The sequence below is a fragment of the Agrobacterium sp. NPDC090273 genome (assembly GCF_044772305.1).
In the GTDB taxonomy this organism is placed as follows: Bacteria; Pseudomonadota; Alphaproteobacteria; order Rhizobiales; family Rhizobiaceae; genus Agrobacterium.
In genome coordinates this window covers 199140-217127 of record NZ_JBIVYN010000004.1, presented here as the reverse complement: position 1 = coordinate 217127, position 17988 = coordinate 199140, and the positions used below count along the sequence as shown (strand labels likewise).

The 17988-nt window shown below is 57.2% G+C and carries 20 protein-coding genes; 6 read left to right on the top strand and 14 right to left on the bottom strand.

Features of this window, described 5'->3' with window-relative positions:
- Nucleotides 1-18: 18 nt before the first annotated feature.
- From ACIQT8_RS13115 to ACIQT8_RS13105, 3 genes are read right to left on the bottom strand one after another with little or no spacing between them, the layout of a single operon-like run.
- Nucleotides 19-582 carry a biotin transporter BioY gene (locus ACIQT8_RS13115; protein WP_400965840.1) on the bottom strand — a complete coding sequence of 188 codons (564 nt, stop codon included), beginning with the start codon at nt 580-582 and terminating at the stop codon, nt 19-21.
- 29 nt (nt 583-611) lie between these two features.
- On the bottom strand, nt 612-1217 hold the full coding sequence (locus ACIQT8_RS13110; RefSeq protein ID WP_400965837.1) for an energy-coupling factor transporter transmembrane component T family protein: 606 nt from the start codon (nt 1215-1217) through the stop codon (nt 612-614).
- Nucleotides 1214-1894, bottom strand: a complete 681-nt coding sequence (locus tag ACIQT8_RS13105) for an energy-coupling factor ABC transporter ATP-binding protein (protein WP_400965835.1) — start codon at nt 1892-1894, stop codon at nt 1214-1216. Before ACIQT8_RS13105 ends, ACIQT8_RS13110 begins: the two co-directional genes overlap by 4 nt.
- A gap of 173 nt (nt 1895-2067) precedes the next feature.
- On the opposite strand from ACIQT8_RS13105, the gene ACIQT8_RS13100 reads away from it, so the two are divergent.
- Complete coding sequence (locus ACIQT8_RS13100) at nt 2068-3258, top strand: winged helix-turn-helix domain-containing protein (protein ID WP_400965833.1); 1191 nt, start codon at nt 2068-2070, stop codon at nt 3256-3258.
- Nucleotides 3259-3337: 79 nt separating this feature from the next.
- On the opposite strand, the gene ribB is transcribed toward ACIQT8_RS13100, so the two are convergent.
- Complete coding sequence (ribB, locus tag ACIQT8_RS13095; protein WP_138794731.1) at nt 3338-4438, bottom strand: 3,4-dihydroxy-2-butanone-4-phosphate synthase; 1101 nt, start codon at nt 4436-4438, stop codon at nt 3338-3340.
- A 12-nt stretch (nt 4439-4450) separates the two neighbouring features.
- Nucleotides 4451-5548 (bottom strand): chorismate synthase, encoded by a 1098-nt coding sequence (aroC, locus tag ACIQT8_RS13090; RefSeq protein ID WP_400965829.1) that lies wholly within the window; start codon nt 5546-5548, stop codon nt 4451-4453.
- 455 nt (nt 5549-6003) lie between these two features.
- Between aroC and ACIQT8_RS13085 the strand changes: the two genes are divergently transcribed.
- Complete coding sequence (locus ACIQT8_RS13085) at nt 6004-6264, top strand: DUF1344 domain-containing protein (RefSeq protein WP_178340720.1); 261 nt, start codon at nt 6004-6006, stop codon at nt 6262-6264.
- A 59-nt stretch (nt 6265-6323) separates the two neighbouring features.
- On the opposite strand, the gene ACIQT8_RS13080 is transcribed toward ACIQT8_RS13085, so the two are convergent.
- From ACIQT8_RS13080 to ACIQT8_RS13065, 4 genes are all read right to left on the bottom strand, one after another.
- Nucleotides 6324-6917: a histidine phosphatase family protein gene (locus ACIQT8_RS13080; protein WP_400965825.1), complete on the bottom strand. Its 594-nt coding sequence runs from the start codon at nt 6915-6917 to the stop codon at nt 6324-6326.
- 32 nt (nt 6918-6949) lie between these two features.
- Nucleotides 6950-7768 (bottom strand): enoyl-ACP reductase FabI, encoded by an 819-nt coding sequence (fabI, locus tag ACIQT8_RS13075; RefSeq protein WP_400965822.1) that lies wholly within the window; start codon nt 7766-7768, stop codon nt 6950-6952.
- Nucleotides 7769-7899: 131 nt separating this feature from the next.
- On the bottom strand, nt 7900-9015 hold the full coding sequence (locus ACIQT8_RS13070; RefSeq protein WP_400965819.1) for a DnaJ C-terminal domain-containing protein: 1116 nt from the start codon (nt 9013-9015) through the stop codon (nt 7900-7902).
- A 212-nt stretch (nt 9016-9227) separates the two neighbouring features.
- Entirely contained in the window at nt 9228-9677 is a 450-nt protein-coding gene (locus tag ACIQT8_RS13065) for an RT0821/Lpp0805 family surface protein (RefSeq protein WP_262524775.1), read from the bottom strand.
- A gap of 57 nt (nt 9678-9734) precedes the next feature.
- Here ACIQT8_RS13065 and pdxH point away from each other — a divergent pair, with 57 nt between their 5' ends.
- A complete protein-coding gene (gene pdxH / locus ACIQT8_RS13060) occupies nt 9735-10355 on the top strand; it encodes a pyridoxamine 5'-phosphate oxidase (RefSeq protein ID WP_262524777.1) in 621 nt (206 codons plus the stop codon).
- Nucleotides 10356-10373: 18 nt separating this feature from the next.
- Here pdxH and ACIQT8_RS13055 read toward each other — a convergent pair whose 3' ends face one another.
- On the bottom strand, nt 10374-11153 hold the full coding sequence (locus ACIQT8_RS13055; protein WP_246705138.1) for a sulfite exporter TauE/SafE family protein: 780 nt from the start codon (nt 11151-11153) through the stop codon (nt 10374-10376).
- Nucleotides 11154-11331: 178 nt separating this feature from the next.
- On the opposite strand from ACIQT8_RS13055, the gene ACIQT8_RS13050 reads away from it, so the two are divergent.
- A complete protein-coding gene (locus tag ACIQT8_RS13050) occupies nt 11332-11670 on the top strand; it encodes a MazG nucleotide pyrophosphohydrolase domain-containing protein (protein ID WP_400965815.1) in 339 nt (112 codons plus the stop codon).
- Here ACIQT8_RS13050 and ACIQT8_RS13045 read toward each other — a convergent pair.
- The 4 genes from ACIQT8_RS13045 to ACIQT8_RS13030 form a co-directional block, all read right to left on the bottom strand.
- On the bottom strand, nt 11643-12326 hold the full coding sequence (locus ACIQT8_RS13045; protein WP_262524783.1) for an HAD family phosphatase: 684 nt from the start codon (nt 12324-12326) through the stop codon (nt 11643-11645). The genes ACIQT8_RS13050 and ACIQT8_RS13045 overlap by 28 nt on opposite strands.
- A gap of 7 nt (nt 12327-12333) precedes the next feature.
- Entirely contained in the window at nt 12334-12771 is a 438-nt protein-coding gene (locus tag ACIQT8_RS13040) for a VOC family protein (RefSeq protein ID WP_138794741.1), read from the bottom strand.
- A gap of 130 nt (nt 12772-12901) precedes the next feature.
- Nucleotides 12902-14317: a metalloprotease TldD gene (gene tldD, locus ACIQT8_RS13035; protein WP_138794742.1), complete on the bottom strand. Its 1416-nt coding sequence runs from the start codon at nt 14315-14317 to the stop codon at nt 12902-12904.
- A gap of 81 nt (nt 14318-14398) precedes the next feature.
- Nucleotides 14399-14920, bottom strand: coding sequence for an invasion associated locus B family protein (locus ACIQT8_RS13030; RefSeq protein WP_400965810.1), 522 nt, complete (start codon nt 14918-14920; stop codon nt 14399-14401).
- Nucleotides 14921-15317: 397 nt separating this feature from the next.
- Here ACIQT8_RS13030 and coxB point away from each other — a divergent pair, with 397 nt between their 5' ends.
- Both coxB and ctaD read left to right on the top strand, forming a co-directional pair.
- Nucleotides 15318-16181 carry a cytochrome c oxidase subunit II gene (coxB, locus tag ACIQT8_RS13025; protein WP_400966364.1) on the top strand — a complete coding sequence of 288 codons (864 nt, stop codon included), beginning with the start codon at nt 15318-15320 and terminating at the stop codon, nt 16179-16181.
- Between the two features lie 17 nt (nt 16182-16198).
- Nucleotides 16199-17899, top strand: coding sequence for a cytochrome c oxidase subunit I (gene ctaD / locus ACIQT8_RS13020; RefSeq protein WP_138794745.1), 1701 nt, complete (start codon nt 16199-16201; stop codon nt 17897-17899).
- Nucleotides 17900-17988: the final 89 nt, after the last annotated feature.

Genomic DNA, 17988 nt, shown 5'->3' with positions numbered 1-17988 from the left:
CTCCCGGAAAACGGTTTGTCAGGCGCGTTGTGGCAGGAGCGGGTAACCGGCCATGACGGCACGGCCTGCCAGAGCTGCCAGCAGCGCCTTCAACGCGTCACCGGGAATGAAGGCCATCGAACCGAGAAACGCCTTGGTAAAGCCCATGCCGGTGACCAGAGCCAGATATGTGATGCCGAAAGCATAGAGGACGATAACGCCGCCGATCAGGCTGGCAACAAAAAAGCCTGCGCCCTGTGCCAGAGCCGACTGATTGCGGTTTACCAGCTTTTCCGAAAGATAGCCGGTGACGAACACCGCGGCGATCCAGCCGATGAGGAAGCCGGTCGTTGGGGTGGTGAAGATCGACAGGCCGCCGCGCCCGCCGGAAAGAACCGGAAGACCGATGGCGGCAATGAGAATGGTCAGAAGTACGGCCAGCGTGCCGCGTTTTGCACCGAGTACCACGCCCGCCAGCATCACACCGAGAGACTGTGCCGTTATCGGGACTGGAATGAAGCCGAGCGTAATGGGCGGCAACAGCCCAAGCGCAATAATGATGGCAGCAAACAGCGAGATCAGCACGAGGTCACGGGTTTTCATGGCAGCGGTTCCTGATGATTGTCAGGCTGTCAGCTTTGGCCTCTGAAACCGCGCGCGTCAATGGCGTCGGCAATCGCGTCCGCATCCTTCAACGTCATAATGATGACAGGAACGATAATCGTTCCGGGTTTGGCAGGCACACCGCGCGCCCGGTGCGCATCCTTCACCGCATGATAACGGTTGACGATTTCCGGTACGAAACGCACCACGAGCCCGACGGCAAGGCCAATGTCGGCGGCTCGGGCAAGTCCAAGTTTTTCGAGCGGTTTTGCCGCCAGAGTTATCTCGTCCATAAACTGCGAAATGCTGACAGTGATGGTGACCGCCGTGGCGAGAAAGGCAAGCGAGGTCAATCGCAGCAGCGCAATCGTAGCATCATTTGCAGAAACAAAGGCGTAGCTGAAAGCGGCAACCAGAAGAATTGTCAGCATCACCGGACGAAGCCGAAAGGCGATATCCTTGAGGGGTAAGCGTGTCTGTTGAAGAAAGACAGCGGCGACGATAACGGCCGCTGAGAGCAGCACGAGGTCACGCGTCAGGAACAACGCGACGCTGAAAGCGGCAAGCGCGACGAGCTTGATGCGCGGAGAAAGTCGATGAAGCCAGCCAGATCCCTCAACGTGCAACGATTTCATGATGCGGCCACCTCCAGATAGCGGTCGATCGCTTCTTCGGGTGCCGCATCGGCCACCAGCGATCCCTGATGGAACACCAGCACCCGGTCGAAATTTGCCAGTAACGGCAGATCGTGGGTGATAACGATCAGATCCTGCGACAGGGACGCCATTGTCTTTTCGACAATGGTGCGGTTTTTCAGGTCGAGCTGATTTGTCGGCTCATCGAGGATCAGCACTTTCGGCTCTGTGACGAGAAGCGCAGCAAGGGCCGAAAGCTGCAACTCGCCGCCGGACAGTTCATGCGCACGTCTGTCTTCGAGATGGGCAATTCCAAGATTGGTAAGGACTGTTTTTACTCGTCCCTCTATTTCCGCTTTGCCAAGGCCAAGCCGCTTCAGGCCGAAGGCGATATCCTCTCGCACGATCGGCAGAATGATCTGGTTATGTGGGTTTTGAAAAATGAACCCGACAGTCCTGAGTACGGCCTCTGCGTCTCTCACCGTATCGAGCCGGTTGACTGTGACCGTACCGCTTGTCGGTTTGTTGAGGCCATTGATGAGGCGGGCGAATGTCGTCTTGCCCGAACCGTTGAGACCAACGACGCCGATACGCCGTTCCGTGAGTGTCAGCGACAGGGGGAGCAAGATGTGTCGGCTTTCGATGGTCACGCCGGCTGCTTCGAAACGAATGTCCAAGGTGCTGATGTCCTTACGAACGGAATGCGAAAACGGAAAAATTTTCGCATGATGTTCCGCTCAAATCATAATCGAGATCGGTTCGGGTTCTATAACCTCTCATCAAAAGAAGTGAAACAAGGAACAAAAAAAGAACATTGCAATCACCGTAAAGCCGTCCTACCGTCAGTGCCATGGCGATTCAGATATCGAATGAAGCAGCAAGACGGATTTTCCTGGCGCGGCAGGGGCTTTGCTCACCGCCTGGAAGAGCGCTTTCTAAGGATGGGCTGCTTCAGCTCATCACGGATATCGGCTTCGTGCAGGTCGATAGTATCGGTACTGTCGAGCGTGCTCACCACCAGATCATCTTCTCCCGAAATCAGACCTACAAGCGCGAGCATCTGACCGCGTTACTGGAAAAGGACCGGGCGCTTTTCGAACACTGGACGCATGATGCGTCCATTCTGCCGACGGCTTTTTATCCCTATTGGAAACATCGCTTCCGCCGCCGTGAGCCGATCATTCAGGAACGTTGGCGCAAGTGGCACGGCGAAGGGTTCGATGCCGCGTTTGGCGATACGCTTGAGCGTATTTCGGCGGGCGGCCCGGTCATGGCACGAGAGCTGAAGGAAGACGGGCATCAGTCCGGAGGCTGGTGGAACTGGCATCCCTCTAAGACGGCGCTCGAATATCTTTGGCATACCGGCAAACTTGCGATTTCGGGGCGGGTGAACTTTCAGAAAGTGTACGACCTGGCCGAGCGCGTCATTCCTCTGGAACATCACGAGGCGGAAATAGAGCATGAAGCCTTTGTTGATTGGGCCTGCCGGGAGGCGTTGGGCAGGCTCGGCTTTGCGACGCATGGCGAAATTGCCGCATTTTTCGATATCGTTACCCCGCAGGAAGCGAAGGATTGGGTTACCAGCCATCGCGATGAATTGAGCGAAGTCTTGGTCGGTGCGAATGATGGCAGCAGTGTCCGCCAGTCTTACGCCTTTGCGGATTTCAGCGCCGATGTTTCAGGTCAGCCGGAGCCGTCCTCCCGGGTTCGTGTTCTCAGTCCTTTTGACCCGTTGCTGCGCGACCGAAATCGAACCGAACGTCTGTTCGGGTTTTATTACCGCATTGAGGTTTTCGTACCGGAGCCGAAGCGGCAATACGGCTATTACGTTTTTCCGCTTCTCGAAGGCGACCGCCTGATCGGTCGTATCGACATGAAAGCGGACCGCAAGGGGGGAACGCTGGACGTGCGCAAGCTGTGGCTTGAAGCTGGTGTACGCGGCTCCGCCGGGCGCCTGGAAAAGCTGGATGCTGAGCTTGCCCGTCTTGCCCGTTTCACAGGGGTCGAGCGCGTGAATTACCTCGACGGTTGGCGGGACTAGATATTGCTGTTGTTCATGGTTTTGTTTCCATCCTCTCGGGCCTGAAACGCCGAGAGGATGGGCATTGTGTTGCTCAGGATCAGCAGATTTCCGTTGCGGAAATTTTGATGCCAAAGCCTTCCAGACCCACATAGTGACGCTCGCGGGTCGTCATCAGTTTGATTGAGCTGATGCCGAGATCCTTGAGGATTTGCGCGCCAAGGCCGATTTCCAGCCATTCGTTTTCGCGTGAACGCGCCTGCGCATGCGCCTCTTCGGGATCACGCGCCTTGCGGCGGCCAGGCACCTGACCGACACCAACCGAACCTTCGCGCAGGTAGATGATCACGCCGCGACCTTCTTCGGCGATCTTCTGCATGTAGTGGCGTACCGGTTGGCGACTGCCGAAAATGTCGTCGGCAACGTTTTCCGGATGCAGGCGAACGGGAATGTCGATGCCGTCACGGATGTCACCGAAAATGACGGCCATATGCTGCATCGGGTCCCAGGGCAGAGAATAGGTTTGCGCCTTGGCGGGACCGAACGGAGTCTCGACGGTGAAAGACGATTCCATTTCCACCAGCGTTTCCTTGCGCTGGCGATAGGCGATCAGATCGGCAACCGATACCTGCTTCAGACCGTGGGTTTCCGCAAAGGCGGAAACCTGTGGACCACGCGTAACCGTTCCATCGTCATTGACGAGTTCGCAGATCACGCCAATCGGCGGCAGTCCTGCGAGCCTGCAGAGGTCGACGGCGGCTTCCGTATGGCCAGACCGCATCAGCACGCCGCCTTCGCGGGAGATGAGCGGGAAAATATGTCCGGGGCGGGTAAAGTCAGCCGGGCCGACATTCGGGTTGGCGAGGTTGCGAACCGTCAGCGTGCGGTCTTCCGCAGAAATGCCGGTTGTCGTGCCGTGCTTGAAATCGACTGTGACGGTGAACGCCGTTGTGTGGGCGCTGTCGTTTTCTGCCACCATGGCGTTAAGGTTCAGCCGCTTGGCTTCTTCGCGCGGCATCGGCGCGCAGACGATGCCGGAGGTGTGGCGGACGATGAAGGCCATTTTTTCCGGCGTGCAGTGAACCGCCGCGATAATCAGATCGCCTTCGTTCTCGCGATCGTCATCATCCGTGACGACGACGAGTTCACCGGCTTCAAATGCGCGGATAGCCTCAACGACGCGCTTCTGGTCATATGCCATTTCGGGTGTTCCTCATTTCAGCCGGCCGGTCTGACCGCGATCTCTCAAATAATGGTCGGCAACAGTGCAGGCGATCATTGCCTCGCCGATCGGAACGGCACGAATGCCGACGCAAGGGTCATGGCGACCCTTGGTGCGGACATCGACGTTCTTGCCATCGGCATCGATGGACTGGCGCTCGGTCAGGATCGACGACGTGGGCTTGATCGCAAACCGCGCAATCACCGGCTCGCCCGTCGCAATGCCGCCGAGAATGCCGCCGGCATGGTTGGACAAGAACAAAGGTTTGCCGTCATTGCCCATGCGCATTTCATCGGCGTTTTCTTCGCCGGAAAGCTCTGCAGAGGCAAAACCTTCGCCAATCTCGACACCCTTGACGGCGTTGATCGACATCAGATTTGAGGCAATGTCCTGATCGAGCTTTGCGTAAATCGGCGCACCAATGCCAGCAGGAACGCCCTCTGCGACCACTTCAATGACGGCGCCGATTGAAGAACCTGCCTTGCGAATGCCGTCAAGATACTCTTCCCAGACGGGAACCATCGCGGCATCCGGGCAGAAGAATGGGTTTTGGTCGACCTGGTCCCAGTCCCAGTTGTCGCGGTTGATCTTGTGTTTACCGATCTGAACCAGCGCACCCCGGACATTCAGGCTTGGTACAACCTTGCGAGCAATGGCGCCTGCGGCAACACGCGCAGCCGTCTCTCGGGCCGAAGAGCGGCCACCGCCACGATAGTCGCGAATGCCGTATTTGAGGTCATAGGTGAAATCAGCGTGGCCGGGGCGGAAGCGACGGGCAATCTCGCCATAGTCCTTCGAGCGCTGGTCAGTGTTTTCGATCAGCATCGAGATCGGCGTGCCGGTGGTGATCAGCGTTTCGCCGTCCTCATCCAGCATCACGCCGGACAGAACCTTTACGATATCGTCTTCGCGGCGCTGGGTGACGAACCGGCTTTGGCCGGGTTTTCTCTTGTCCATCCAGTGCTGCACTTCGGCAAGCGTAAAGCGGATGCCGGGCGGGCAGCCATCTACCACGCAGCCCAATGCAGGACCGTGGCTTTCTCCCCAGGTGGTAACGCAAAAAAGATGACCGAAGCTATTATGCGACATACTGCTACAGACCAGAAAAAACAGGGCACACCTGCGGACAGGGGGCCGTTGGAAACAAGCGGACCTGTCATAGTGGAAAATCGGAATAAGGCAAAAGCCTTTCTTTCGATCAGCGCCGATGATCCGGTGACGCAGTGTTCATGGTTGTTCGGAGTTCGGAAAAAAGCGGCCTCACGACCTTGCCGCCAATGACCTTGAGAGGGCGATTCGATGTCCTTCACACGGAGCGCGGTCATGAAACAAATATGAAAGGAACGTCCTTTTTGATGAATACTGCAGGTTTTCCCACGTCGCTGGAAAATGCGGTGTAAAATTTCCTAACGGCTTGATCGTTCCACGAAATCCGTTCATCAATTGGGCCGAAAATGTCATGGTTGCGGGCAACTTCCGCCACATTCGAAAGGCACTTCTTCATGCATCAAAAGTTTTCACGCAAATCCACGAAAGCTAGGTCGATGCGTTTGATGATTGCCGCCCTTCTGGCCACCGCCAACCTGCTGGCCCCGATCAACGGGTACACCCAGAGTGTCGACGTGGAAGGCACGATCAGCAAGATCGACGTCAACGCGCTGACCATCACGCTTAACGATGGAAAAACCTACCGTGTGCCTGAGGAGTTCAACTTCGAAGGTTTGAAGGCGGGTGTGAAAGTCGTGGTATTCTACACGGAAGTGGATGGAAAGCGCGTCGTCGATGACATGGACGTGCTGCAATAAGAGGATCTGCAGTCATTCTGGTCCGTCGCCGGAATGACATGGGGTGTTGTCCCGTTAGGTCAGGAAATCCATTCCGCGAAGTTCTTGTCTATTTCGACCTTCATGATGCGGTCCTGCGGGATTTGCGTCGTTGACGCTTCGTGCTTGTCCATGCCGGAAATCAGACGGAAGATCGAGCGAATGACGCCGCCATGGCAGACGCAGACGGTCTGTCTGTCGATCGATGACAGCCATGCGCCGATCCGCCATGAGAGAATTTCGTAGCTTTCCGCATCCTGACCTGGCGGGATGAAGTCCCATTTGTTGGCCTTGCGCTCCCTTACCCGCTCCGGAAAACTCTGTTTGAGTTCAGGCAGGGTGTGGCCTTCCCAGTCGCCGAATGACAATTCGACCAGTCGTTCGTCGGTGCGATAGGCGAGGGGATCAAGACCCATGGCGCCGCGCATCAGTTCCATCGTTTCGCGTGTACGCCCGAGTGGGCTTGCGACATAATCGAAATCGCCGGCGGTGGCGCCGAGAATGCGCGAAAGCGTCTTGCCGTTTCCGACCGCCTGCGAGCGGCCGAAATCATTGAGCGGGACATCTTTCTGTCCCTGAAGCCGGCGTACCGCATTCCAGTCTGTCTGTCCGTGCCGGATCACATAGACGAGCAAAGCGGTACCCCTGTTTCAGAAATGCCTTAAGGTCAGTCCTTGACCACGGAAATGTCAGGGGCGTCGACAGCCTTCATACCAATGGTATGGTAACCGGAATCCACGTGATGAATTTCCCCGGTAACACCGGTCGACAGGTCGGACAGCAGATAGAGTGCCGATTTGCCGACTTCCTCGATCGAGACCGTGCGCTTCAGCGGCGCATTGTACTCGTTCCACTTCAGAATGTAGCGGAAATCGCCGATACCGGAAGCGGCAAGCGTCTTGATCGGGCCGGCAGAAACGGCGTTCACGCGAATGCCGCGGTTGCCGAGGTCGACGGCGAGGTAACGTACGCTCGCCTCAAGTGCAGCCTTGGCAACGCCCATGACGTTGTAGTTCGGCATGACCTTCTCAGCGCCATAATAGGTCAGCGTGATGATCGATCCACCATCGTTCATCACCGGCTCGGCACGCTTTGCAACTGCGGCCAGCGAGAAGACGGAGATATCCATGGTACGGTTGAAGTTGTCGCGGCTGGTATCGAGGTAGCGGCCGGTCAACTCGTCCTTGTCGGAGAATGCGATTGCATGCACGACGAAATCGATCTTGCCCCAATACTGTTCCAGACCCGCAAAAACCGCATCGATCGTTTCGAGGTCCGTGACATCACAGTGGCCAGCCATAAAGGCGCCAAGCTCCTGGGCAAGCGGCTCGACACGCTTCTTCAGCGCATCGCCCTGCCAGGTCAGTGCGATTTCTGCACCTGCATCTGCGCATGCCTTGGCGATACCCCAAGCGATTGAACGGTTATTTGCGACGCCCATGATGAGGCCGCGTTTGCCAGCCATAAGGCCGGATGCCTGAGCCATCTTATGCTCCCTGATACTTTCGATTGATCCTGCCTATGGCATAGGCTGCAATCCTGTTCAAGATTGCCCAAGGTCATCAACTGTTAGGGAGCGTAACAAAGGGTGCTTTGTCCAAGCTATTCGTGAAACAGTCACAAATAAAGGCCTTCGCGCATGTGGCGCATCAGGTCAGTGACCTTGTCGTCAGGCTTTTCGAGCAGCAGGATACGCAGTTCAACGACAAAATCGCCAAATCCGCCGTTGCCGTCGGGAAGACCCTTGCCTTCGAGCCGCAGCATTTTGTCGGACCCGGACCAGGCGGGAATTGCCACCGTTTCTTCGCCGCGCGGAGTTTGTACGGTCGTCTCACATCCGAGGACGGCATCGCTCAGAGAGACCGGTAAGGTCGTATGGATATCATAGCCACGAATGGAAAAGGCATCGTCTCTGGCCGCCAGCAAGGTAATCGAGAGGTCGCCCCGCGCCATGTTGGGAAGCTTCAATCCCTGTCCTTTCAGCCGCACGACATGACCATCGGTCATGCCGGGTTCAAGCTGGAAACGGACCTCGCGGTCTTCGGGCAGCAAAAGGGTAATCCACTTGCGGTCTAGAAGATCGGCGACGCTTACTGTCGCTTCAGCGGTGATGTCAGGCGCTTTTTCGAGCGCTGGCTGGTTTGGAAGGAAGCGGCGTACCAGTGCTCCGAACAGGTTGGAGGCGAGAGAAACCGGTGCTTCCGTCTTGTCCTCGTTGAGAGAGGGAGAGGCGGCCTCGCTGGGTGGCGTTGCCTCTGATTTTGCGGCAGTGGCCTTGGCAGCTTCGGCTGCCGCCTGTTGCACCTTGGGGTCGTTTTGCGCCTGTGCACCGAAAATGCGTTCAACGACATCTTCGGCGGCTTCTACCGTTCCATCGGCCTTCTGGCCGGCTGTGGCACGGTTGCGCGCTTCGGCACGCGCCAGTTCTTCCATAAGCTTTTCAGCGGCTTTTGCACGTTCAGCAGCTTCGCGTGCCGCCTGCCGTTGCTGCATGATGGTCTGGTCGCGCCGCTTGTTTTCTGCAGCCTGACGGGCCTGATCGTAAAGACCACGTTTTTTGGGGTCCTTGAGGAGATCGTATGCCTGTCCGATTTCCGCAAAACGCGCGGTCGCGTCCGGGTCGTCACGATTGGCATCGGGATGAACGGATTTCGCCTTGGTCCGCCATGCGGCCTTGATTTCATCGTTGCCGGCGTCTCGTTGTACGCCAAGGATCGAATACGGATCGCGCATGCGAAACACCAGTCACGTTGGCTCAGGTGCCTGCCGCCGTCTCATGGCGCAATCCTGAAACTAACCCCTCCGAAAAGGGATGCCCGCGTTCATTCGCGTTCATTCCCTCGGTTTATCAACGTCGACTGTTGCAATAAGTTGCTAATCACTCCTTTACGGAGGAGGGGCGTCAGGGTGTGGTCGGCTTTATTCCACGCGCCAAGGTAAACAGTTTATTTCTGCTCGAAACGGGTCAGCAACCATTCGCCGGTTTCGGAAAGGCAGGCCTGGCCGGCATAACTTGCCACACCTTCGAAAGAGTGGCGCGTCGTTCTGAAATCGCGGCAGACGAAGCCGCTGGCACTGTTTTCATGGATGGCGGTCACGACGCCAGCGCTGCCGGTGGTTGCATTGGCCCAGGGCAGGGGCTGATCGGCAATCTTGGTCAGATCGGCCGATGTGACGGCGTTTCTGATGGTCGCGTCATCGGTCTGCGGTGCATTGTTTGGCTGGTTGGGAACGGAAGCGGTTGAAAGCGAGCGGTCAACCTTGTCGCCGCCGAACAGATCGAGGCTGACGCATCCGCTCAGCACCACAAGCATTGAAACGACTGCGGAAATTTCCGCCGCCGATGACAGGAGGCTCTTTGTTCGACTGTTCGACTTTGCTATGACGATCACCATCTTTCGCCAGACTACATCTCTGGTGCCCAAACACAACTCGGGAGCATTTTAGTCAATATGTCGGAAACAGGGTTAACATCCAGTGACTTCACTGAAGAAAATGAACCGTTCACACTTTTTGCCGAGTGGCTGAAGGACGCAACGGCTTCCGAAATCAACGATCCGAACGCTGTCGCGCTGGCAACGGTGGATGAAAACGGGCTGCCCAATGTCCGCATGGTGCTGTTGAAGGGCGTCGATGACCGCGGCTTCGTTTTCTACACGAACTTCGAAAGCCAGAAGGGCCGAGAGATTCTCGGACAGAAAAAAGCGGCCATGTGTTTCCATTGGAAGAGCCTGCGCCGTCAGGTGCGCCTGCGTGGTGAGGTGGAGGTCGTCAGCGACGCGGAAGCCGATGCCTATTATGCATCGCGTCCCCGCGGCAGCAGGATTGGCGCATGGGCATCGAAGCAGTCGCGGCCACTGGAAGGACGTTTCGCCTTGGAAAAGGCCGTCGCTGAATACACGCTGAAATATGCTGTCGGTGAGATCCCGCGTCCGCCACACTGGTCCGGGTTCCGAATTCGCCCGCTCAGCATCGAGTTCTGGCATGATCGGCCGTTCCGTCTGCACGACCGTATGGAATTCCGTCGTGAGACGCCGGATGCTCCCTGGTCTAAGGTTCGGATGTTCCCGTAACGCCGATTGGCAGCGCGCTTATTTTAGCAGGGAATCGAAGATCGGCAGGCCGATGACGGCGGAGATGGCAATCAGGCTGTAGCAGATCCGCCGGAACGTTACGTCATCTGCGACTCCGTGCAGCCGCGCGCCGCAATAAAGACCAGCGGCGTAAAATGGGACGGCGAGCAGCGAGAAGATGACGACACTCGCCGTAAAAAGGCCTCCAAGGAAGTAGCTCGTGACGGACAGCACGGTCGAAATGGCGAAATAGAGAATCACATTGGCCCGTACGAATGGGCCTTTCAACGCGCCACCCAGCCAATAGGCAACAACGGGCGGACCGCCCAGTTGCGCTGCGCCGGAAAACAGCCCCGCGACAAAGCCGGTGAGAATGGTCAGGGGTGTTTTAGGCCGCCCGCTATAACGCCAACCGGAAATCAAAAAGAGCAGCAACAACACGACGACGCAGGAAATCAACCAGCGCAGTGTCAGCGGATTGCCGTAGGAAAGGAGCGCGGTTCCCGCCGGGACACCGATGACGGCTCCCGCCGACATCGTGAAAACCTCGCGCCGATCGGCCATCCGCCACGCCGCCGGTATCATGCCGAGCGTCAAAACACCGTCGACGACGAGAAGAACGGCTGATGCAATCCGAGGGCCGACAATGGCGCTTGCGAGCGGGATGAAAATGAGCGCTGCGCCAAATCCCGAAAAGCCACGCGCAAGACCGGCCAGAAGTGCTGCGCCGGCAAACATCGCCAGAACGGCAGGGCTTCGCCCGTCGGTAAGTTGGTAAAAAAGATCGGGGTAGGGCATGGCGGGCAGCAGTCGGAGAATTCAATTGCCTCAGTCGTAGCCGCTTGTCTGCCATTTGTCGTGAGAAATTACCGCCTTTCCCAAGGGAAGTCGCAGGCTGATCGGTCCCGGTGATTCCGTTCGACAACATCGGGGAATCATGATTAGAGTTGGGTGAATTGGAACAAAGGATGAACAAATGCTTGCGGTAATGATGCGTCAATTCGAAAGCGCGTCGCAGCAATATGCCGATGCGAATGGCATTGTGCGTGATTCCGACTGGTTCATGCTCAAGCTTCAGGAAGAAGTGGGCGAGGTTACGCAAGCGTGGAACCGGCTCAGTGGCCGCGGACGCAGCAAAGGCAAAACACAGGAAGAAATGCGCCAGGAACTTGCCGATGAAACCGCTGATCTTCTTGGTCATGTCCTGCTTCTGGCCTACCAAAACGGCCTTGATATCGAAGCATCGGTCAAACGCAAATGGCGTTTTACGCTTGCCGGGATGGATGCTCAGGCACCACTGAAAACGCCGGAATGAGCGATTTCCAGAAGTTTGGCGACGGCAAATAGGTCGTCACAGATCGCCACGCAACGTTCCTGCATTTCGGGCGTCGGTGGTGCGACATCTGGCACCATGATCGCCGCCATGCCCGCCGCCGAGGCCGATCGGATGCCATGATAGGAATCTTCCAGGGCAAGGCATTGGGTCGGGTCGATGTTCAGCCACTGAGCGGCCGTCAGATAGGGATGTGGAGCTGGTTTCGGTTCGGCATAATCACCACGCGCCACGATCCGGTCGAAACGTCGGGGAAGATCGAATGGCGACAGATGCCGTTGCACGGCTTCATGTTGTGACGATGTTGCTATAGCGCGCCGGATATCGAGGCGATCCAGCAGATCGAGGATTTCGATGACGCCAGGTTTAAGTGCCACGCCCTCTGCCATCATTGTGCGAAGATTGCGCAGCCACGCGTCGCGAAATGTGTCGATTGGAAAATTCGCACCGTAGTCCGCGATGATGGTTTTGGTAATCACCGCCCAGGGGCTACCGCAAACCTTCTGGTAGGTTTCAACCTGCATGCCATGGCCGCCTTCATCGGAGGCCGCCAGGAATGCATCGCGGTAGAGAACTTCACTTTCGATCAGTAGCCCGTCCATATCGAAGATGACGGCTTGGGGCATAAAGGGAAGCATTCTGTCCTCAACCAAACCGGAACGGGCGTTCGCCAAGGCTTTCGAACGGTCGAATGAGGTAACCATCCGGATCGGAGACGATGAACTGGCGGTTGCCGGATTCGATCGGGCCACGCCTGTACCATTTCTCTTCGAGCGCCAGCACCAGTTCAATGCCGGCCCGTTCAAGGCGCGACAGAATCGGCTGCAAGGAGGGAACGGCGAGCTGAAGATTCATGCCGCGTCCGAGCGGCGTTTCGAGCGGCGCGTTGCCAGAGACGAAAGTACGGGTCGCGCCGATCTGATCGATCATCAGTTGCGCATCACCCAGGCCCAGATAGGCGAAGCCTTCTTCCGGGCGTTCAAAAATCACATGAAAACCGATGAGATCGCAGTAGAAGGCGCGGCTTTTTTGCCAGTCGCTGACGGCGAGTTCGGGAACGAGAGCATTACTGAGACCGGTCATTTCATCCTTTTGAACTGATAAAAACGCAGGGTCGTATTCCTCCCAATAGGACAAAACCTTATCGATTTCTCACGGTCCTGTCATAAAAATCTGCCCGGGCGCGATTGATCGCCGGGGCAGACACGCCTTGTCAGGCCTTGGTGCCGCCCACTGTAATCTGATCCATGCGCAGATGCGGTTGGCCAACGCCGACCGGAACCCATTGTCCAGCCTTGCCGCAATTGCCGATCCCCGTATCCAGCTTCGAATCGTTACCAATCATCGTCACTCGCTTCATGGCATCAGGGCCGTTGCCGATCAGCATTGCGCCCTTGACCGGTGCGCCAATCTTTCCGTTTTCGATCATGTAGGCTTCGGTGCAGCCGAAAACGAATTTTCCGGAGGTGATATCCACCTGACCGCCGCCAAACGACACGGCATAAATGCCCCGCTTGACGGAGGCGATGATTTCTTCCGGCGTCTTGTCGCCTGAAAGCATGTAGGTATTCGTCATGCGCGGCATTGGAATATGCGAATAGCCTTGACGACGGCCATTGCCGGTGGGGCGCATACCCATCAGACGGGCGTTCTGCCTGTCCTGCATGTAACCGACCAGTTTGCCGTTTTCGATCAGGACATTGTAACCGGACGGCGTCCCTTCGTCGTCGATGGTCAGCGAACCACGACGGGCGTCAATCGTGCCGTCATCGACCACCGTTACGCCGGGTGCGGCGACCATCTCGCCCATGAGCCCGGCAAAGGCGGAGGTCTTTTTGCGATTGAAGTCTCCTTCCAGGCCATGTCCGACGGCTTCATGCAGCATGACGCCAGGCCAGCCGGAACCCAGCACGACGTCCATCGTGCCAGCGGGGGCATCAATCGCCGTCAGATTGACGAGCGCCTGCCGCAACGCTTCATCCGCACCACGCTGCCAGTTTTCCGTGGTGATGAAATCGCCGAAGCCGATGCGACCGCCAATGCCGTAAGAGCCGCTTTCCTGTCTGTCGCCTTCGCCGGCAACGACGGAAATATTGATGCGGGTCATCGGTCGAATGTCGCTGACGCGGTGTCCGTCGGCGCGCAGGATGTCAACAACCTGCCAGCTTGCCGAAACAGTCGCCGTTACCTGACGGACTTTGGGGTCCTTGTCGCGCAGATAGGCGTCGATCTCGGTGAGCAGCCGAACCTTTTCTTCAAAGCTTGGGGAGCCGATCGGGTTTTCGTCGCCATAGAGCTTCTTGTTAGTGCGCTGGGGCGCAGCAGCATAAGAGCCGGAATAGCCCTTGGTGACGGCGCCGACGGCGTCGGATGCGCGCTTCAGTGCCGCCTGCGAAAGCTCGCCCGCATGAGCGTAACCAACCGTTTCGCCAGCAACGGCGCGCAGGCCAAAGCCCTGATCCGTGTTGAAAGAGCCGCCCTTGAGGCGACCGTTGTCGAATGTCAGCGATTCTGCCTGGGCATGCTCGATGAACAATTCGCCGTCGTCGGCTCCGGCAAGCGCTTCGCCGACCGCCTTGCGCAGCGTCCCTTCGTCACAATCGAAAAGGCTCACAAGATCATTGGTCATTCGAAGGGCTCCGGTCTTTATCGTTTCAAGACCGATTTAGGCACTGATGCGACCAGAAGCAAGGCCGCGCTTGTCAGCCAATCAGGGCAGGGCGTCGTAGCCCTCAGCAAAACCGGTAAGCTCGATCGGAATGCCGACACGGTCCTGGTCCACCGATTCACGCAGGGCAAACACCGCATTCTTTCCGGCGCGCAGCACTTTCAGCAACTCGTCGTCGATATCGACTTCGACGTAGCATCCTTCCGAGAAGCAGCGTGTGAAATAGGCGCGGCCGATGTTGTTGTTGTCGATGTAGAGCTCCATGCCATCCTTCAGCAGCACGCCGAGGGGAGCAAGGATACGCAGAATGCGCGACTTGCGATCTGCCGTTTTCAGCACGACCACTGAAAGTCCGACTTCAGGCCGGTCGTCCGCAATGACGTTCTGCATCAGGGCGCATTGGTCGTCCGACGCGCCGGCGGGCTTGTCGCAGATTACCGACCAGGCACCATGCGTCGATTTCGGCGTTCCGGGCTGTTGCTGGGCAACGCTCGGCACGGCGGACGTGATGAAGGCAAAACCGGCAGCGGCGAGAAAAGTGCGCGCGAGCGGGGAGAGACGCATGGAAACCTCTGGAATTCGAATCAGTGCGGCTATTTTGACGCCGTAATCGGGAAAAAAAAGCCTTCCCCCTTCAATTCCAGTGGAGTTGGGCGGAAATAGGACTGCTAAACTCTTATTGATCTTCGTTTTTAACATACGGATGTGCCCGGAATCAAAGGTCCGTGATGTCTTCTGGCTACCATTCAGGCGCATTTGGTTCGATTGTTCGCGCAGAACTGACGAATGGCAAAATTGCCTTGCCTCCGTGTCGCCGGGCATATTGCGACAAAGGGCAAACTGTGGTTTGAAGTTAGTACCATAAGCATGGATTCTGCGTTTGTGATTGATGGAGATCAAGCAACAAGCGCGTGAGGGAGAGGGTACCGTGATTAATAGGATTTACGCAGCAATGGCGGGCATGACCTGTCTGCTCACGGCTGTCGGCGCCCACGCCGATCAGCCGGTGCATTGGCAGATGGGCATGCAGGAGGCCGCCACGCCGATCATGCACGAAATTCGGTGGTTCGAACAATATACGCTCTGGTTCATTGTTCCCGTTACGATTTTCGTTCTTGCCTTGCTCATCGTCGTGGCCTTGAAATTCCGCGCTTCGGCAAATCCTGAGCCTTCCACGACAAGCCACAACACGGCCATCGAGGTCGTCTGGACACTGGCACCGGTTCTCATTCTTCTTTTCATCGCTTTCCCGTCGTTCAATCTTCTGAACGCGCAGCTCACACAGCCGGAAAACCCGGATCTGACGTTGAAAGCCACAGCCACACAGTGGCTCTGGAATTATGAGTATCCGGCCGCCGAGGGTGCCGAGCCGGTCGCTTTCGACAGCTATCTGCTGAAGGATGCCGACCGTGCTGCAGCGGGCAAGGAGGACAAGGCCCGCTATCCGCGTCTTCTCGCCGTTGACAACGAAATGGTCGTCCCGGTCGGCAAGACCGTTCGCCTTCTTGTGACGGCTGCGCCCACCGACGTGATTCATGCTTTCGCGATGCCGGCTTTCGGCGTCAAGATCGATGCGGTTCCGGGTCGTCTGAACGAGACCTGGTTCCGGCCGGAAAAGGAAGGCCTTTATTATGGGCAGTGTTCCGAGCTTTGTGGCAAGGATCATGCCTTCATGCCGATCGCCATTCGGGTGGTTTCCGAAGAACAGTATAACACCTGGCTTGCTGCCGCCGCTTCCGATCTGAACGGCGCCAACCGGGCTCTGATGGCTTCCGTCGACGGTGCTCCGCGCACTGTTGATGTCGCAGCCAACGAAACCAACTGACGACTTGGAGTGAGGACATGGCTGGACATTCCCAACACGACGATCATCACTCGCATGGTCTTTCCGCACATGACGATCACGCTCATGATGCACATCATTCACACACACCTGGCTTCTTTGCGCGTTGGTTTCTGTCGACCAACCACAAGGATATCGGCACGCTGTACCTGATCTTCGCCATCATGGCGGGCATCGTCGGCGGTGCGCTCTCCGTCGTCATGCGAATGGAGTTGCAGGAGCCGGGCATCCAGATCTTCCACGGTCTGGCATCCATGGTTTACGGCTTCGAAGGCGATGCGGCCATCGATGGCGGCAAGCACATGTTCAACGTGTTCACGACCGCTCACGCGCTCATCATGATCTTCTTCATGGTCATGCCGGCGCTGATCGGCGGCTTTGCCAACTGGATGATCCCGATCATGATCGGTGCGCCAGACATGGCGTTTCCGCGTCTGAACAACATTTCCTTCTGGCTGCTCGTTCCCGCTTTCACGCTGCTGATCCTTTCGCTTTTTGTTGAAGGGCCAGCGGGTGCATTTGGTGTTGGCGGTGGCTGGACGATGTATCCGCCCTTAGCGACCAGCGGCATGCCGGGGCCGGCGGTGGATCTCGCGATCTTCGCGCTCCACGTTTCGGGCGCGTCGTCTATCCTCGGCGCGATCAATTTCATCACCACCATTTTGAACATGCGTGCACCTGGCATGACGCTGCACAAGATGCCGCTGTTTGCCTGGTCGGTTCTGGTTACGGCCTTCCTGCTGCTCTTGTCGCTGCCGGTTCTGGCTGGTGGCATCACCATGCTTCTGACCGACCGTAACTTCGGTACGGCCTTCTTCTCTCCGGAAGGCGGCGGTGACCCGATCCTCTATCAGCACCTGTTCTGGTTCTTCGGCCATCCGGAAGTGTACATTCTGATCCTGCCGGGCTTCGGCATCATCAGCCACATCATTTCCACCTTCTCCAGAAAGCCGGTCTTCGGTTATCTCGGCATGGCATACGCCATGGTGGCCATTGGCGCGGTCGGCTTCATCGTGTGGGCGCACCACATGTATACGGTCGGTCTGTCGCTCGAAGCGCAGCGCTATTTCGTGTTCGCAACCATGGTCATCGCGGTGCCGACCGGTATCAAGATCTTCTCGTGGATTGCAACGATGTGGGGCGGTTCGCTGAGCTTCCGTACCCCGATGATCTGGGCAATCGGCTTCATTTTCCTGTTCACCGTCGGCGGTGTGACAGGTGTGCAGCTCGCCAATGCCGGTCTCGACCGTTCGCTGCATGACACGTATTACGTTGTTGCCCACTTCCACTACGTTCTGTCACTGGGCGCTGTCTTTGCAATCTTCGCAGGCTGGTACTACTGGTTCCCGAAGATCAGCGGTTACATGTACAACGAAACCATCGGTAATCTGCATTTCTGGGTAATGTTCGTCGGTGTGAACCTCGTGTTCTTCCCACAGCACTTCCTGGGTCTTGCAGGCATGCCACGTCGTTACATCGACTATCCGGATGCCTATGCCGGCTGGAATATGGTATCGTCCTACGGCTCCTACATCTCCGCCGTTGGTGTGCTGATCTTCCTTTTCGGTATCTGGGAAGCCTTCGCCAAGAAGCGGCTTGCGGGCAACAACCCCTGGGGCGAGGGTGCGAATACGCTGGAATGGCAGCTTTCTTCGCCACCGCCTTATCACCAGTGGGAACAGCTTCCGCGCATCCGCTGAGGCATTTTGTCCAAGCGAACCTTGCGGCTGCACATGATAAATGTCAGATGCAGCCGTATTGCATGCGCTATGCAGCATGCCGGTGGAGG

Excerpts from the sequence above, each read along its gene's own strand:
- ACIQT8_RS13115 (WP_400965840.1), bottom strand. The coding sequence starts at position 582 with ATGAAAACCCGTGACCTCGTGCTGATCTCGCTGTTTGCTGCCATCATT.
- ACIQT8_RS13110 (WP_400965837.1), bottom strand. The coding sequence starts at position 1,217 with ATGAAATCGTTGCACGTTGAGGGATCTGGCTGGCTTCATCGACTTTCT.
- ACIQT8_RS13100 (WP_400965833.1), top strand. The coding sequence starts at position 2,068 with ATGGCGATTCAGATATCGAATGAAGCAGCAAGACGGATTTTCCTGGCG.
- ribB (WP_138794731.1), bottom strand. The coding sequence starts at position 4,438 with ATGGCATATGACCAGAAGCGCGTCGTTGAGGCTATCCGCGCATTTGAA.
- aroC (WP_400965829.1), bottom strand. The coding sequence starts at position 5,548 with ATGTCGCATAATAGCTTCGGTCATCTTTTTTGCGTTACCACCTGGGGA.
- ACIQT8_RS13085 (WP_178340720.1), top strand. The coding sequence starts at position 6,004 with ATGCGTTTGATGATTGCCGCCCTTCTGGCCACCGCCAACCTGCTGGCC.
- fabI (WP_400965822.1), bottom strand. The coding sequence starts at position 7,768 with ATGGCTCAGGCATCCGGCCTTATGGCTGGCAAACGCGGCCTCATCATG.
- ACIQT8_RS13070 (WP_400965819.1), bottom strand. The coding sequence starts at position 9,015 with ATGCGCGATCCGTATTCGATCCTTGGCGTACAACGAGACGCCGGCAAC.
- ACIQT8_RS13065 (WP_262524775.1), bottom strand. The coding sequence starts at position 9,677 with ATGGTGATCGTCATAGCAAAGTCGAACAGTCGAACAAAGAGCCTCCTG.
- pdxH (WP_262524777.1), top strand. The coding sequence starts at position 9,735 with ATGTCGGAAACAGGGTTAACATCCAGTGACTTCACTGAAGAAAATGAA.
- ACIQT8_RS13055 (WP_246705138.1), bottom strand. The coding sequence starts at position 11,153 with ATGCCCTACCCCGATCTTTTTTACCAACTTACCGACGGGCGAAGCCCT.
- ACIQT8_RS13050 (WP_400965815.1), top strand. The coding sequence starts at position 11,332 with ATGCTTGCGGTAATGATGCGTCAATTCGAAAGCGCGTCGCAGCAATAT.
- ACIQT8_RS13045 (WP_262524783.1), bottom strand. The coding sequence starts at position 12,326 with ATGCTTCCCTTTATGCCCCAAGCCGTCATCTTCGATATGGACGGGCTA.
- ACIQT8_RS13040 (WP_138794741.1), bottom strand. The coding sequence starts at position 12,771 with ATGACCGGTCTCAGTAATGCTCTCGTTCCCGAACTCGCCGTCAGCGAC.
- tldD (WP_138794742.1), bottom strand. The coding sequence starts at position 14,317 with ATGACCAATGATCTTGTGAGCCTTTTCGATTGTGACGAAGGGACGCTG.
- ACIQT8_RS13030 (WP_400965810.1), bottom strand. The coding sequence starts at position 14,920 with ATGCGTCTCTCCCCGCTCGCGCGCACTTTTCTCGCCGCTGCCGGTTTT.
- coxB (WP_400966364.1), top strand. The coding sequence starts at position 15,318 with ATGACCTGTCTGCTCACGGCTGTCGGCGCCCACGCCGATCAGCCGGTG.
- ctaD (WP_138794745.1), top strand. The coding sequence starts at position 16,199 with ATGGCTGGACATTCCCAACACGACGATCATCACTCGCATGGTCTTTCC.